The sequence below is a fragment of the Neisseria musculi genome, from assembly GCF_014297595.2.
Classification (GTDB): Bacteria; Pseudomonadota; Gammaproteobacteria; order Burkholderiales; family Neisseriaceae; genus Neisseria; species Neisseria musculi.
Map to the genome: position 1 here is coordinate 1344477 of NZ_CP060414.2, position 15739 is coordinate 1360215.

A 15739-nucleotide genomic window follows, 5' to 3' on the forward strand; every position below is an offset into this window, starting at 1 on the left:
TGGCGGCCTGCGGTTTTTCACTTAAAATAACAGACCTTATACCCCGTTTGGGCCGTCTGAACACAACCCGGGCACAGCCGCCGCTTTCAGACGGCCGCCTTAAAAAACACTCCGAAAGCACGCTTCAAATGGAATTTATTTCATCGGTTATCGATTTTATTCTGCACATCGACCAACACCTCACCCAACTGGCCGCGCAATATGGTGCTTGGATTTACGCCATTTTGTTTCTGATTATTTTCTGCGAAACCGGCTTGGTGGTTACACCGTTTCTGCCGGGCGACTCGCTGTTGTTTGCCGCAGGCGGCATTGCCGCTATCGGCGGGATGAACATTCATATGATGGTGCTGCTGCTGATTGTGGCAGCGATTGTCGGCGATGCGGTCAATTTCGCCATCGGCAAATATTTCGGTGCCAAACTCTTTGCCAATCCCGATTCCAAGATCTTCAAGCGCAGCTATCTCGACAAAACCCACCGGTTTTACGAAAAATACGGCGGCAAAACCATCATCATCGCCCGCTTCGTGCCCATCGTGCGCACGTTTGCGCCGTTTGTGGCCGGCATGGCCGATATGCACTACGGCCGCTTTATCCGCTACAACGTTATCGGCGCCATGTTGTGGGTGGTGCTGTTTTCTTATGCGGGCTATTTCTTCGCCAATATCCCGGTGGTGAAAAACAATCTCGGCCTGGTGCTGGGCGCGATTATCGTGATTTCGGTACTGCCCGGCGTTATCGAAATTATCCGCGCCCGGCACGCGGGCAAACACGGCGAATAATCTGCAACGCGCTGTTTTTCAAAGGCTGTGTGCCGAAGTTTTACCAAAACCGTTGAAGCCGTCTGAAATATCCGTTATTTCGTTATTCATGTTGCCGGCGGGGTATATCCCCGCCTGAATTGAGGCCGTCTGAAAACCGCCCTAACCTTTGCGCTGCATCACCACAGCGAAAAAGCCGTCGGTTTGGTGTGTTGCGGTGTCCAAACGCAGATACGCTCCTGTGTTTAAATCTACTTTGGCCGCAGCCAGCAGGCCGGCGCAGTCCACCGGCTCGAATTCGGGGTGTTCCGCAAGGAAACGCTCCGCCTGCCGCTCGTTTTCTTCCGGCAAAATGCTGCATGTGGCATACACCAAACGGCCGTGCGCTTTCACCAGGGCAGCAGCAGCATGGAGAATGCTGTGCTGCTGCGCCAGCAGCTTGGCCACGGTTTCGGGCGACTGCCGGTATTTCAGATCGGGGTTGCGCCGCAAGGTGCCCAAGCCCGAACACGGCGCATCCACCAACACACGGTCGGCCTTGCCTTTCAGACGGCCGATGCGCGGGTCGGTTTCGCTGCCGATGCGCTCGGGGTGGATGTTGGTCAAACCCGCGCGCACCATGCGCGGCTTGAGATTGGCCAAGCGTTTTTCGGCAACATCAAACGCATAAATGCGGCCTTTGTTGGCCATCATCGCGCCCACGGCCAGTGTTTTGCCGCCCGCGCCGGCGCAGAAATCCACCACGGTTTCGCCGCGCCTGGCGCCGAGCAGCAGCGCGAGCAGCTGGCTGCCCTCGTCCTGCACCTCCAACGTGCCGTCAAGAAACAGCGGGTGCCTGTTGAACGCGGCTTTATCGTGCAAACGGATACCCCACGGCGAATAAGGCGGCATTTCGGCGTTTAAACCTTCGGCCTGAAGCGCGGCCAGCACTTTATCGCGCCTGCCTTTGAGGGTGTTGACGCGCAGATCCAGCGGCGCGGAGCAGTTGATGCTGCGCCCGAACGCGAGCAGGGCTTCATCGCTATAGTGCGGGCGCATTTGCCCAATCAACCACCGGGGCAGCTCGGCGGCGGTATTCAGGCCGTCTGAAAACTCGTTTTTGCGGCTTTTCAGACGGCCTAAAAAATCGGCTTCCGCCTCATCGATCAGCCCCGCCAACCGGCTGATATTCATGCTTCTGCCCAACACCAGCGCAGCCAGCGCAGCCTTGCGCGGCTGTGTGTGCGGGCGGTCGAGGGCCGCCGAAATTTTCTGATAGTGGCGCAGGGCGGCAAAAGCGGTTTCGGCAATTTCACGGCGGTCTTGGCGGCCGAGTTTTTTGTGGTTGCGGAAATAGGCGGAAAGAACCGCATCGGCAGGCTGTTTGAACGTAAGCATACCGGCCAGTACGGCGGCGGTGTGGTCGAGTCGGGCTGGGGTCATGGCGGTTTTAATGTGGGGAGAATCAGCGGCGGATTATACGTGAAACCGCCGCAGTTCCGTAACCTCAGGCAGGCGGTTTCAGACAGCCGCACACCGGCAGCCGCCCTGCCGTCAGTTTGGCCTGCACAAGGCCAAGCCGCTTTGAGCACGGCTCCGAATCACAGCGGGGCTTCACCGCCCTAATGCGGGTGCATTTGTTCGAACAGCCGCCGAGCAGCCCGGCAACCGTGTTGAGGCCGTCTGAAAACGCACTTTCGCGGCTTTTCAGACGGCCTGAAAATCGGCTTCTCCCCTCATCGGGCAAACCGGCCAACCGGCCGATATTCATGCTCCTGCCCAACATCTGCCGCAGCCTTGCGCGGCTGCGGATGCCGTTTTTTTATGGTGCCGCAGCCTGCTGCCGAAAGAATGCGGCGGAAGTCCCGCCACCCCGCTCAGACGGCCTGCCGGTGTTGTTCAGACGGCCGGAAGGTTCGATTATCCTGTTTCGATATTAAAACAGGCCGTCTGAAAAACGCCGCTCATAAAGCTTACCACCCGCCGCGCTTGATTTTGTCGATTTGGCGGCGGTCGCGCTTGGTGGGGCGGCCGTCCGGATAAGCCGCGCTGGCACGGCTTGCCTGGTCGAGCAGCTTCTGCTCTTGGCGGCGGCAGGCGGTCTCCTGATCTTCTTCATACAGCATACGCGCCTCCGGCGCAGGCCGGCGCTGGTGGTTGAGCGACAGCACCCTGATTTTGTAGGGCAGTGAATTGAGCGTTAAATCCACCGTGTCGCCCGCACTGATATTTTTGCTGTTTTTCACCTTCGCTCCATTCACCTGCACGCGCCCGAGCTCGATATGCTTCTGCGCCAGCGCGCGGGTTTTGAAAAAACGCGCCGCCCACAGCCACTTGTCGAGGCGCATGGCGGCGTTGTTGCGAGCATTGTCCATAATGGTGCCGTATTGATTGATGTGCGGCCGAGTTTAGCATAAGATACGCAATCTTATCGGGAGCTTTTGCACTAAAACGCCCCCCGCCGGCAAACAGCAATTTCAGCGCGCAAAGGCCGTCTGAACAGTTTGGGCGCGCGGCGGTCAATATCCCGCAGGGCAACCGCAGCCGTGCGGCAACCCGCGGCATTTTGGAATTTCGCGGCAGATGCTGCCAAAGCCGTTTCCTTAGCGTATCATTACGTTTGAATCCTAACGAATAAGAGCATGATTATGAAACCCGTTTTTCTGGATTTTGAACAACCCATCGCCGAATTGACTCAAAAAATCGATGAGCTGCGTTTCGTGCAGGGTGAGTCTGCCGTGGATATTTCCGAAGAAATCGCCCGCCTGCAAAAGAAAAGTGCCGATTTGACCAAGTCGATTTTCAACAAACTCACCCCCGCGCAGGTGTCGCAGGTATCGCGCCACCCGCAACGCCCTTATACTCTGGATTACATCAACGCTGTTTTCACCGATTTCCAAGAGCTGCACGGCGACCGCCATTTTGCCGATGACCACGCCGTTATCGGCGGTTTGGCGCGTTTCAACGGCCAAAGCGTGGTGGTAATCGGCCACCAGAAAGGCCGCGACACCAAAGAAAAAATCCGCCGCAATTTCGGCATGCCCCGCCCCGAAGGCTACCGCAAAGCCCTGCGCCTGATGCAGCTTGCCGAAAAATTCCACCTGCCGGTGATAACGTTTATCGACACCCCCGGTGCCTACCCCGGCATCGGCGCAGAAGAGCGCAACCAATCCGAAGCCATCGGCCGCAATCTCTATGAATTAACCAAACTGCACGTGCCTGTGTTGTGCACCATTATCGGCGAAGGCGGCTCCGGCGGTGCGTTGGCGATTGCAGTGGGCGACTTCGTGAATATGCTGCAATACTCCACTTATTCGGTGATTTCGCCCGAGGGCTGCGCATCTATTTTGTGGAAAACCGCCGAAAAAGCCCCCGATGCCGCGCAAGCCCTGGGCATCACTGCCAAACGTTTGGCCGATTTGGGTTTGATTGACCGCGTCATCGAAGAGCCGCTGGGCGGCGCACACCGCAACCACGCCGAAATAACCAAGCGCGTGAAAGAAGTGCTTACCGAGCAACTGCGCACCGCACAAGATATGCCCATGGCCGACCTGCTCACCCGCCGCTTCGACCGCATTATGGCTTACGGCCGGTTTGCCGAAAAATAAGCCACCCGCAACACAAGAACAGGCTTCGATACCTGCTCTTGTTTTTTCAGACGGCCATGCAACTATTTTTAAAGCATTTGCCGCCACGGTATTTGCTTCTACAATCAATCCGCTTTACTGCCGTTATGGCGTTGCGGCAACTTAGCCCGAAAAGACGCTTTACCGGCCGCCGGGGCGGCAACAAAAGCGGTTTCGTGAGGTCTGCACTGCTTGCGGTTTGCCCGTAGCAGAAAATAAAGTGGGTTCGCCATATAGCCAACCTACCCTGCGGCCATTACAATCGGCCGCAGCTGCTGAAACCACAAACCGATACCAAAGGCTACCCATGAACATCTCCCCCATTCCCGAAATCCTCGCCGACATCAAAGCCGGCAAAATGGTGATTATCACCGATGCAGAAGACCGTGAAAACGAAGGCGATTTGGTGATGGCTGCCCAATTCGTTACCCCGCAGGCCGTCAATTTCATGATCAAACACGCCCGAGGCCTCGTTTGCCTGCCGATGAACGATGAACTGGTCGAGCGTCTCAAACTGCCGCAGATGACGCAGAAAAACGGTGCGCAATACGGCACCAACTTCACCGTATCCATCGAAGCCGCCCACGGCATCTCCACCGGCATTTCCGCTGCCGACCGCGCGCTTACCATTCAGACGGCCGTATCGCCCGCCGTCCGACCCGAAGACATCGTCCAGCCCGGGCACATCTTCCCCCTGCGCTCACAAAAAGGCGGCGTGCTTGTGCGCGCCGGGCACACCGAAGCCGCCGTTGATTTGGCGCAGATGAGCGGCCTCACCCCCGCCGGCGTGATTTGCGAAATCCTCAACGATGACGGCACCATGGCGCGTATGCCCGAATTGATGAAGTTCGCCGAAGAGCACAACCTCAAAATCGGCACCATCGCCGATTTAATCGAATACCGCAGCCGCACCGAAAGCCTGCTTGAAGAAATGGGCGACACCGCCGTGCAAACCCCGTGGGGCGGATTCCGGCAGCATGTATATGTCGACAAACTCTCCGGCGAAACCCATCTGGCGCTGGTAAAAGGCAGCATCAGCCCCGAAAAAGAAACCCTCGTGCGCGTGCACGAGCCGTTTTCGGCGATGGACTTTCTCCAGGCCGACCCCAACCATAGCTGGCCGCTGCCCGCCGCGCTGCAACGCATCCAACAGGCCGAAAGCGGCGTGATTATCCTGCTTCACCGCACTGAAGACGGCAGCGCCCTGCTCGAGCGCACTCTGCCGAAAAACAGTTTCCAAGTGAAAAAATGGGATAAGAAAACCTACGGCATCGGCGCGCAGATTCTCGCCGGCCTCAATGTGCAGAAAATGCGCGTGATGGGAAAGCCCTCTTCTATGAACGGGCTGACCGGATTCGGGCTGGAGGTAACGGGTTTCGAAGAAGCCGCAGGCGCATAAAAAACAGGGCGGCAAACAACCGCCCTGTTGTTATTTCGAGGCCGTCTGAAACGCTGAGGCCATCTGAAAACATGCTCCAATCCGGGTAAACGGCAAACCCGTCCAACTTACCCTTTCTCTGCCCGCACTATTTTGCTTTCACGAATCGGCAGGTTCAGCAACGCCGCCGCTGCGGCCAATGCCATATCGGCATACCACATCCAGCCGTAGTCGCCGAATGCGGTGATGGCCGTGCCGCCGAGATAAGCTCCGAAAAAACCGCCGATCTGGTGAGAGAGTAAAGTCAGCCCGAACAAGGTAGCCAAATAACGCACACCAAACAGTTTGCCGACAATGGCGGCAGTGGGCGGCACCGTAGCCAGCCAAGTCAAGCCCAACCCTGCCGCAAAAAGATAAAACGCTACATCGGTTCGCGGCATCACCAAATACGCCGCAATCAGCAGCGCGCGTGAAGCATACATTGCAAACAGCAGATATTTGCTGCGCCAGCGGCCGACCGCCCAGCCTACTATCAGGCTGCCGATAACGTTGGTAATTCCGATAAGCGCCAGCGACCATGAAGCCACGGCAGGCGGCAGGCCGCACAGCGCCACTTCGGTGGGCAGGTGTGTGACCAAGAAGGCAATATGGAAACCGCAGGTAAAAAAGCCCAAATGTAGCAGAATATAGCTGCGGTCTTTGGCCGACTGCGCCAAAGCCTGCTTCAAGGTTTGGCTGCCGTCCGGCTCAAAGGCCGTCTGAACGGTTGCGGCATCACCGCACGTGAGCAGGCGCGCCAGAGGCAAAGCCAGCAACCCGGCTGCCGCCAACGCATAGGCGGCAACGCGCCAGCCTGCGGCAGGCAGCAGAACCAGCCCCTGCACCAGCGGCGCAAACAGAAACTGCCCGAGCGATCCGCCCGCATTCAGCACGCCCGAAGCCGTGCCGCGCAGATGCGGCGGCACTTTGCCGGCCACCCTGCCCATTAAAATCGAAAAACTGCCTGCACCTGCGCCAAATGCAATCATCACGCCCATTGTCAGTGTCACCCCCAAGTGCCCGGCAGCCACGGCATCAGCCCGCAACCGGCTGCCAGCAGCAGCGTTCCCCACAAAAGCACCGGCCATGCACCAAAGCGGTCGGCGAGCGCACCGGTAATCGGCTGCGACACGCCCCACATCAGCTGCATGACCGCTATCGCGAAGCTGACCGCAGAGATGCTCAATGCCGTGTCGCGCACCATAGGCTGCACAAACAACCCCAGCGACATTCTGATGCCCATGGTAATCATCAACACTAAAGCCGCCGCCAAAACCGGCAGCCACACATAACGCCGGTTGTATTGGGATTGCCGGAGTGCTTCCATACTTTACACCTTCTATCCGTTACTGCCTGAAACCTTGCAGAGTCAAGGAAATTTATAGCGAAGGCCGTCTGAAAAAGCAAGCAGCAAAGCATTTTGCCGCAACAGTTGGTTTACAGATTCTTTACAGCTACATCGGCTTACACTTATACTGCCCTTGCAGCCTCGGCACCCGGCAGGCACTTGCCTGCCGATTTTCCAATACACAGGAAACTACACCATGACTCCTGATAAAAACCGACCAGAAAACATCGAGTTGCTAAGTGCACAAGCGCCGATAACCGATTTCAAAGGCTTGTTTACCGCCATTGTCGCAGCCATCGTCAGCTTCGGCATTTACCATATCCTGCCCTACGACACTAACGCCAACAAAGGGATTGCCGTGTTGGTTTTCGTGGCGATTATGTGGTTTACCGAAGCGGTGCACATCACCGTAACCGCGCTGATGGTGCCACTGCTGGCTGTGTTGCTGGGTTTCCCGGACATGGACATCAAAAAAGCCATGAGCAGCTTTTCCGACCCGATTATCTACATTTTTTTCGGCGGGTTCGCACTTGCTGCCGCACTGCATATGCAGCGGCTCGACCGAAAAATTGCCGTTTGGCTGATTTCACTCTCACGCGGCAATATGAAAGTGGCTGTACTGATGTTGTTTGCCGTAACCGCCTTCCTGTCAATGTGGATCAGCAACACCGCCACTGCCGCCATGATGCTGCCTCTGGCCATGGGCATGATGGATCATCTCGATAAAGAAAAAGAACGCAAAACCTTTGTGTTTGTATTACTCGGCATCGCCTACTGCGCCAGCATAGGCGGCTTAGGCACCATCGTAGGCTCGCCGCCCAACGCCATTGCCGCCAAAGCATTAGACTTAGACTTTATGGGCTGGATGAAAATGGGTCTGCCCATGATGCTGCTGATGCTGCCGCTGATGCTGTTTTCTCTTTATATTATTCTGCGCCCCAACCTAAACGAGCGCGTAGAAGTAAAAACCGAACATATCCCGTGGACGCTTCACCGCATACTCGCCATGCTGATTTTTATCGCCACCGCTACCGCGTGGATATTCGGTGCCAAAATCAAAGACGTTTTCGGCATTTCCAACCCCGACACCGTTATTGCCCTGATAGCCGCCGTTTCGGTGGTGGTATTCGGCGTAGCGCGCTGGCGCGAAGTAGCCCGCAACACCGACTGGGGCGTGTTGATGCTCTTTGGCGGCGGCATCTGCCTGAGCAACCTGATGCAGGTTTCCGGCGCTTCCGAAGCCATCGGCCAGCAGGTTGCCACCACATTTGCGCTAGCACATCCATTGGTTGTCATTTTCATTGTAGCCACTTTCATCATCTTCTTAACCGAATTCACCAGCAACACCGCTTCTGCCGCACTGTTGGTGCCGATTTTTGCCGGCGTTGCCGCCCAAATGGGGCTGCCTAAAGAAGTGATGGTATTCGTTATCGGCATTGGTGCCTCCTGCGCCTTCATGCTGCCGGTTGCCACACCGCCCAACGCCATCGTGTTCGGCACAGGCTTGGTGAAACAGAAAGATATGATGCGCGTGGGTTTGCTGCTGAACATTCTCTGCATCATCCTCGTTGCCCTGTGGGCCTACACTTTCTACGCATAATTCAAAAGCAGAAAGGCCGTCTGAAAACATTTTCAGACGGCCTTTCCCTTGCGCTTGAACTCCGCGGTTTATTTTGAAAAAATGCTACAATATACAGTTTCATTTTTTCAGACGGCTTTAAGCAGATATGAGCAATAACGACACCATCCGCATTCGTGGCGCACGCACCCATAATTTGAAAAACATCGACCTGGATATTCCCCGCAACCGGTTGGTGGTGGTAACCGGTCTTTCGGGCAGCGGTAAATCAAGCTTGGCCTTCGACACGCTGTATGCCGAAGGCCAGCGGCGTTATGTGGAAAGTCTTTCTGCCTATGCCCGCCAATTTCTGCAGATGATGGACAAACCTGATGTCGATTTAATCGAGGGGCTTTCTCCTGCTATTTCCATCGAGCAGAAATCTACCAGCCATAACCCGCGCTCTACGGTAGGTACGGTAACCGAAATCCACGATTATCTGCGCTTGCTGTATGCCCGGGTCGGCACGCCTTATTGCCCGGAACACGGCCTTGCGCTTTCCAGCCAAACCGTATCTCAGATGGTTGATGCCGTGTTGAAGTTGCCGGAGGACAGCCGGGTGATGATTCTTGCTCCTGCCGTACGCGGGCGAAAAGGCGAGTTTGTCGAATTTTTTGCCGATTTGCGGGCGCAAGGTTTTGCCCGTGTGCGCGTGGATAGCGAAATTTTTCAGTTGGACGAAGTGCCGAAGCTGGAAAAAAACATCAAACACGATATCGATGTGGTCATTGACCGCGTTAAGGTAAAAGCCGATATCAAACAACGCTTGGCCGAAAGTTTTGAAACTGCCTTGCGCCACGGCGGCGAGCGTGCGCTGGCTTTGGAAATGGACAGCGGCGGAGAACATTGGTTTTCTGCCCGGTTTGCCTGCCCCGTCTGCTCATACAGCCTGCCCGAGTTGGAACCGCGCCTGTTTTCCTTTAACAACCCTGCCGGCGCCTGCCCCACCTGTGACGGTTTGGGCAATATGAACTTTTTCGACCCCGAACGCGTGGTGCTGCACCCTGAATTATCGCTGGCTGCCGGCGCAATCAAAGGCTGGGACAAACGCAACCAATTTTATTTTCAAATGATTCAATCGCTGGCTGCCCATTACGGTTTTGATGTGGGCATGCCGTTTAAAAACCTGCCTGAAAAAGTGAAAAAGGTGGTGCTGCACGGCTCAGGCAAAGAGGTTATCGAATTCCGCTACCTTTCTGAAAAAGGCACTATCTTCAACCGCAGTCATGCTTTTGAGGGCATCATTCCTAACTTGGAGCGCCGTTTCCGTGAAACCGACTCCGCCACCGTGCGCGAAGAACTGCTGCAATATCAAAGCCACAAAGCCTGCCCGAGTTGCGGCGGCGCGCGCTTGCGAAAAGAAGCGCGCTATGTTTATGTGGGCAAACAGCCGCTGCACGAGCTTTCGGCTTGGCCGCTTACTCAAACCCATGATTTTTTTGAAAAACTCGATTTAGAGGGCAATAAAAAACAGATTGCCGAAAAAATTCTCAAAGAAATCACCGAGCGTTTGGGCTTTTTGATTAATGTAGGCCTCGATTATCTTAATCTTTCCCGCTCCGCCGAAACCCTTTCCGGCGGCGAAGCCCAGCGTATCCGCCTGGCCAGCCAAATCGGTTCGGGCTTAACCGGCGTAATGTATGTGCTGGACGAGCCTTCTATCGGGCTGCACCAGCGCGACAACGACCGCCTGCTTGCCACCCTCAAACGCTTGCGCAACTTAGGCAACAGCGTGATCGTGGTGGAACATGACGAAGATGCCATCCGCGAAGCCGATTTTGTTATCGACATGGGGCCGGGAGCAGGCGAACACGGCGGAGCCGTATTAATTGCCGACACGCCCGAAAAAGTTGCCTCCTGTGGAGAATCCGTTACCGGACAATATCTGAGCGGTAAGAAAAAAATCGAAGTGCCGTCTGAAAGAACACCGCCCAACCCTGAAAGAATGTTGGTATTAAAAGGCGCACGCGGCAATAATCTTAAAAACGTAACCCTCGAATTACCGTTGGGCTTAATCACCTGCATCACCGGCGTGTCCGGCAGCGGAAAATCCACCCTGATTAATGACACGCTCGCCAAAATCACCGCCCGCGAACTTAACCGTGCCCGCGAACTTAACCGTGCCCACGAGGAACCTGCACCCTACAACGATATCACCGGCCTCGAGCATCTCGACAAAGTGATTAATGTCGATCAATCCCCCATCGGCCGCACCCCGCGTTCCAACCCTGCCACGTATACCGGCCTGTTCACTCCCATCCGCGATCTTTTCGCCGGCGTGCCGCTTGCCCGCGAGCGCGGCTACAATGTCGGCCGTTTCTCGTTTAACGTTAAAGGCGGCCGCTGCGAAGCCTGCCAGGGTGATGGCGTGATCAAAGTGGAAATGCATTTTCTGCCCGATGTGTATGTGCCTTGCGAAGTGTGCCACGGCAAACGCTACAACCGCGAAACTCTCGAAGTGCAATATAAAGGTAAAAATATCAGCCAAGTGCTGGATATGACCGTAGAAGAAGCCCGCGAATTCTTCGATGCCGTGCCCACCGTATCGCGTAAATTGCAAACCCTGATGGATGTCGGCTTAGGCTATATCCGCCTCGGCCAATCCGCCACCACCTTATCGGGCGGCGAAGCCCAGCGCATCAAACTCGCGTTGGAACTCTCCAAACGCGATACAGGGCGGACATTGTATATTTTGGACGAACCGACCACGGGTTTACACTTTGCCGACATCGCCTTATTGCTCAAAGTGATCGGCCGTCTGAAAGGCAAAGGCAACTCAATTGTGATTATCGAACATAATTTAGACGTGATTAAAACGGCAGATTATATTGTCGATTTAGGGCCGGAAGGCGGCGGCGGCGGCGGGCGGATTATTGCCAAAGGCTCGCCGGAAGAAGTGGTAAAGATTAAGGGAAGTTATACGGGGAGGTATTTGAAAGAGATTTTAAAAAGTAAAATGGTTAAATAACTAATATTCAACAACTTAACAGAAGAAAGCATGTTTATTTATGTATATTTAGATTTATTGTAAAAAATAAAATCATTAGAAATAACCTCAGGTACAGGTGGATTGGTTAAAGGCCTAGAACTAGCTAGTTTCAAGCATACCTTTTTCATTGAATGTGGAGCTGACGTAAAATTAGTGGTCATGACAGGCTGCTAAAATGAAGATAACCCATTGCAAGCTACAACGCCCACACAGAAAAAACTGCTTGAGTTTTTTATGATGGAGGTTATCACCCGCTTGGCTTCGGATATTCTCAGTATCCAAGCCAATCCCGCCATGTTGTTCTACCGAAAAATCAGCCAAGACACCGCACATCATTTGGCTTCATGCCGATGAAGTTTTGAGGGTATAGTTGAATGGGATGAGAACTACTTTGGCGGAAGGTGTAAGGGCAGGTGTGGTCGCGGCGCAATGGGTAAAATGGACTGCCTTCGGTATCCTGAAACGGCAAAGCAAAATGTTTACCCTTGCGGTGGAAAACATCAGGTGGAATACTTCACTTCCTGTTATCAAAAAGAAAACTATGCCCGACAACGTTGGTTACACTGGCTGTTTCAAAAGCTATGATGTTCTGGATGTTAGTGAATTTACCCCAGCACATCAATCATTCCCAGTTGTTTGCAGACCGTCAAAACCAAATTTCAACACGCCAAGTGAGCAGCTAAAAACATTGCTAAAATGGTGTGGTATTTAGGGCTAACCTACGTCCCTCCTAAATAAATGATAAGAGAAAAAGGATAATATAGATGATTATTAAACTATTTGAGCCGTGTGAAAACGACTTGCTCGCGTTAAATCAGCTTTTGTCTTTGCCAAATATTCCACTAGAAACATAAAATAAAATCCGGCAAGAAATCAAAAAATCCAGTCGGGAATGAAAGGCGAAAAAGAAGCAGCGTATCAGATCAATTTTCATTATGCAGCATTGAAAAATTGGATAGTGATTAACGATTTACCTTTGGAGTTTAATGAATTCACCGCACAAATAGACCATTTGTTGATTAACCGTTTCCTAGAAATTTATGTCTGCGAAAGTAAGAATTTTAACGAAGGCATCGCCATCAATGATCAAGGGGAATTTTCGGCTTTCTACCAGAGGAAACCGTACGGTATCCCTTCCCATATTGAGCAAAATAGCCATTATATCACACTATTGAAAAAACCGTTTGACAGCGGCGCAGTAAACTTGCCCATCCGCTTGGACTCTAAAATAAAACCTACACTTTTTAGCCTGATTTTAATTGCCAACTCGACACAGATTTCACCTCCAAGAAACGGACTGTCTATTTAAGGATCGAATCATCAAAGTGGAGCAGACAAAAAACAAAATTGGAAGCGGCGAGGACAATCCGGCTTTGACGACTTCTGTGGTCAAGCTGGTTTCCACAAAAACCCTGCAAAACTTTGCCGAATCTCTCGCTGCCATGCACCAAACTGCAAATATTGATTGGCCTGCCCGTTTTGGTATTTTGGATACGGAATTCGTGTGTATCAATACGAAAGAACCCGTTTCCGTTATTAAGCAGTTGGTTGCAAAATCCTCGGTAACAGAAAACAATGCTGATGTAGAAAAAGCAGAGCCCGCCAAACATTTGATTTATACATCATGCGGCATTAAGGTTAATTATAATATCGGTATTTTTTGTTAGCACAACAAAAAACGTTTTCAAGGCAATGTTTATTGCTATAAATGCCAGAAAGAGATACCCGCTACTTGGACAAGTGCCGGTTGGGTTTTATTATTTTCTTGAGAGTTTTTGCCGCTTCGCCCTAACCTGCTGCCTAGGGTAAGCGTATCCCGAGTAAAACATCAATTTCATATAGATATATGAGATACAAACGTACCGACTATGCTTCTTTATCCAAGCTGTCTGAAAAGAGTTTCAGACAGCTTTATTTTAACGGCATCAGTCATCCCGTGAATTTTCTATCATCTCAAACCCTTTGCGGTTATTGTAGATATTAGAAAAGGCTCTAGACTAGCAGAATAGCTCTGTTAGCCTAGAAAAATGAAATATAACACCAAGTTAAGTTACTATCAGCTCAAAAAATGGGGCTGTACTAGATAACTAGGGAAATTTAACTTCAGGTTAGAATAATCCCTATGAGAAAAAGTCGTTTAAGTCAGTACAAGCAAAACAAACTGATTGAACTATTTGTTGCAGGTGTTACCGCTCGCACAGCGGCGCAATTAGTTAGCGTCAATAAAAATACCGCTGCCTATTACTTCCACCGTTTGCGCTTACTTATCTATCACAACAGCCCGCATCTGGAAATGCTTGATGGTGAAGTAGAAGTTGATGAAAGCTATTTTGGCGGACAACGCAAAGGCAAACGTGGTCGCGGTGCGGCTGGCAAAGTGGCTGTATTCGGGCTTTTGAAGCGTAATGGTAAGGTTTACACCGTTGCCGTACCCAATACACAAACTGCGACTTTATTGCCAATTATCCGCGAGCAAGTGAAGCCTGACAGCATTGTTTATACCGATTGTTACAAAAGTTATGACGTTCTTGATGTGAGCGAATTTTCACATTTTCGGATCAATCACAGCACACATTTTGCTGAGCGACAAAATCACATTAACGGAATTGAGAACTTTTGGAACCAAGCAAAACGCCATTTACGCAAGTTTAACGGCATTCCCAAAGAGCATTTGGAACTGTATTTGAAAGAGTGTGAATGGCGTTTTAACAACAGTGAGATAAAATTTCAAATTTCTATTTTAAAACAATTAGTAAAGCAGGATTTGTTCTAGTTATCTAGGACAGCCCCCAAAAAATTATCAAGCATTTTTGTGTCGGTATAGAAGCCTCAAAAACCGCTTTGCCGACAGGCTTCAACCGCAATACCATCAACCACCGGTATCGCATGTTCAGGCACGAAATATACCGCTGCCAAAGCGGGCAAAAAGACCTGTTATACGGCAGCATAAAGGTTGATGAAAGCTATTTGTAGCGCGGTTTCCATGGCAAGTCAAAGCGTGGCAGAGGAACGCTTAAACAACCCGTCTTTGGTATTTTCGAAAGAGACGGCAGGGTTTATACCGAAATCGTTTCTGATTGTAAAAAGCAAACACTTCAAACTGTTATATTGGGAAAGGTCTCTCTGGAGGGTGTTGTTTATTCTGATAGCCGGCGCGGTTACAGCGGCCTGGTTGGTGCGGGCTACTCTAAACATTTGCGCGTTAATCACGGACAAAATGAGTTTGCAGATGGTACCGGGCACATCAATGGTATTGAAAGCTTCTGGAGTTTTACCAAACGAGGGCCCGCCAAATTCAACGGCGTAACCAAAAACTTTGATTTGCACCTGAAGGAATGCGAATGGCGATGGAACCGAAACTCTGATGAACTGAGTCACGAACTTTGGGGGCTTTTAAAGTAAATTTATATAAAGCTGCTAGTCTAGAGCCTAGAAAATATCTGATTCATTGTGTGGCCGCTGAAGCAGAGAGCAGTTTTTCCATCGGTTTCAGATTGACAGCATAGCCTTGATTAACCAGCCATCTGTCTTCTACTCGCCATTTTCCGCCGGCATCTTCCACGCGCACATACCAGTGATGGGTGTCAGGCAGCGGTTTGAAAACGGCGTTGTACTCAGCTTTGTTGCCCGAAAATACCCCACTTTGCGCGGGTTGCAGTTTCACGGTTTGATCCTCGGCTTTTTTTGCCGGATGCATCAATACCAAATTAAGCGGTTCCTGCGGGTTGAAGTTGCCGCTAACCAGCACTTTAGCGGCGTTTTTATCGGGATTGACCAACACTTGTGCGTGAATATTGCGTTTGAAGGCTTCTTCATCGCGGTGCAGTTGCAGGTCGATATGTTTGCCGTCTTTATAATAGTCATCGCTCACCAAGTCGGCCGAATTGCTTTGGGCTAAGTGGAAAGTGTAGAGGGCGGCAAACACCACAATCACCGGCCCTGCCATCAGCAGCCACGGCCACGGTTCTTTATACCAGACTTTCGATTTTTGCGTTTGGGGCACT

The 15739-nt window shown here is 52.1% G+C and carries 12 protein-coding genes and 3 pseudogenes; 10 read left to right on the forward strand and 5 right to left on the reverse strand.

What is annotated here, in order from left to right; translation table 11 throughout:
- The first annotated feature begins 128 nt into the window (after window positions 1-128).
- The gene (locus H7A79_RS07135) at window positions 129-779 is read left to right on the forward strand and encodes a DedA family protein (protein ID WP_187001496.1); all 651 of its coding nucleotides are present in this window, start codon (window positions 129-131) and stop codon (window positions 777-779) included.
- Window positions 780-920: 141 nt separating this feature from the next.
- Here H7A79_RS07135 and H7A79_RS07140 read toward each other — a convergent pair whose 3' ends face one another.
- The 3 genes from H7A79_RS07140 to H7A79_RS07150 all read right to left on the reverse strand — a co-directional run bounded on the left by H7A79_RS07140 (window position 921) and on the right by H7A79_RS07150 (window position 3112).
- On the reverse strand, window positions 921-2180 hold the full coding sequence (locus tag H7A79_RS07140) for an RsmB/NOP family class I SAM-dependent RNA methyltransferase (protein WP_187001497.1): 1260 nt from the start codon (window positions 2178-2180) through the stop codon (window positions 921-923).
- A 64-nt stretch (window positions 2181-2244) separates the two neighbouring features.
- Window positions 2245-2508: a hypothetical protein gene (locus tag H7A79_RS07145; RefSeq protein ID WP_187001498.1), complete on the reverse strand. Its 264-nt coding sequence runs from the start codon at window positions 2506-2508 to the stop codon at window positions 2245-2247.
- A 202-nt stretch (window positions 2509-2710) separates the two neighbouring features.
- A complete protein-coding gene (locus tag H7A79_RS07150) occupies window positions 2711-3112 on the reverse strand; it encodes an RNA-binding S4 domain-containing protein (protein ID WP_187001499.1) in 402 nt (133 codons plus the stop codon).
- 273 nt (window positions 3113-3385) lie between these two features.
- On the opposite strand from H7A79_RS07150, the gene H7A79_RS07155 reads away from it, so the two are divergent.
- Together H7A79_RS07155 and ribBA are read left to right on the forward strand one after the other, a co-directional pair.
- The gene (locus H7A79_RS07155) at window positions 3386-4345 is read left to right on the forward strand and encodes an acetyl-CoA carboxylase carboxyltransferase subunit alpha (protein WP_187001648.1); all 960 of its coding nucleotides are present in this window, start codon (window positions 3386-3388) and stop codon (window positions 4343-4345) included.
- 325 nt (window positions 4346-4670) lie between these two features.
- A complete protein-coding gene (ribBA, locus tag H7A79_RS07160) occupies window positions 4671-5762 on the forward strand; it encodes a bifunctional 3,4-dihydroxy-2-butanone-4-phosphate synthase/GTP cyclohydrolase II (protein ID WP_187001500.1) in 1092 nt (363 codons plus the stop codon).
- Window positions 5763-5869: 107 nt separating this feature from the next.
- On the opposite strand, the pseudogene H7A79_RS07165 reads toward ribBA, so the two are convergent.
- Window positions 5870-7107: pseudogene (locus H7A79_RS07165) on the reverse strand (MFS transporter).
- Window positions 7108-7324: 217 nt separating this feature from the next.
- On the opposite strand from H7A79_RS07165, the gene H7A79_RS07170 reads away from it, so the two are divergent.
- From H7A79_RS07170 to H7A79_RS07200, 7 genes and pseudogenes are all read left to right on the forward strand, one after another.
- Complete coding sequence (locus tag H7A79_RS07170) at window positions 7325-8728, forward strand: SLC13 family permease (protein WP_187001503.1); 1404 nt, start codon at window positions 7325-7327, stop codon at window positions 8726-8728.
- Window positions 8729-8855: 127 nt separating this feature from the next.
- Window positions 8856-11714: an excinuclease ABC subunit UvrA gene (uvrA, locus tag H7A79_RS07175; RefSeq protein WP_187001504.1), complete on the forward strand. Its 2859-nt coding sequence runs from the start codon at window positions 8856-8858 to the stop codon at window positions 11712-11714.
- A gap of 196 nt (window positions 11715-11910) precedes the next feature.
- Window positions 11911-12447, forward strand: a pseudogene (locus tag H7A79_RS07180) (transposase).
- Between the two features lie 180 nt (window positions 12448-12627).
- Window positions 12628-13044 carry a nuclease-related domain-containing protein gene (locus H7A79_RS07185; protein WP_135034298.1) on the forward strand — a complete coding sequence of 139 codons (417 nt, stop codon included), beginning with the start codon at window positions 12628-12630 and terminating at the stop codon, window positions 13042-13044.
- A gap of 16 nt (window positions 13045-13060) precedes the next feature.
- The gene (locus H7A79_RS07190; RefSeq protein ID WP_187001505.1) at window positions 13061-13402 is read left to right on the forward strand and encodes a hypothetical protein; all 342 of its coding nucleotides are present in this window, start codon (window positions 13061-13063) and stop codon (window positions 13400-13402) included.
- A gap of 455 nt (window positions 13403-13857) precedes the next feature.
- Window positions 13858-14508: an IS1595 family transposase gene (locus H7A79_RS07195; protein WP_187000374.1), complete on the forward strand. Its 651-nt coding sequence runs from the start codon at window positions 13858-13860 to the stop codon at window positions 14506-14508.
- A 23-nt stretch (window positions 14509-14531) separates the two neighbouring features.
- Window positions 14532-15137: pseudogene (locus H7A79_RS07200) on the forward strand (IS1595 family transposase).
- A 43-nt stretch (window positions 15138-15180) separates the two neighbouring features.
- On the opposite strand, the gene H7A79_RS07205 reads toward H7A79_RS07200, so the two are convergent.
- Window positions 15181-15738 carry a FixH family protein gene (locus H7A79_RS07205; RefSeq protein ID WP_135037687.1) on the reverse strand — a complete coding sequence of 186 codons (558 nt, stop codon included), beginning with the start codon at window positions 15736-15738 and terminating at the stop codon, window positions 15181-15183.
- Window position 15739 lies beyond the last annotated feature (1 nt).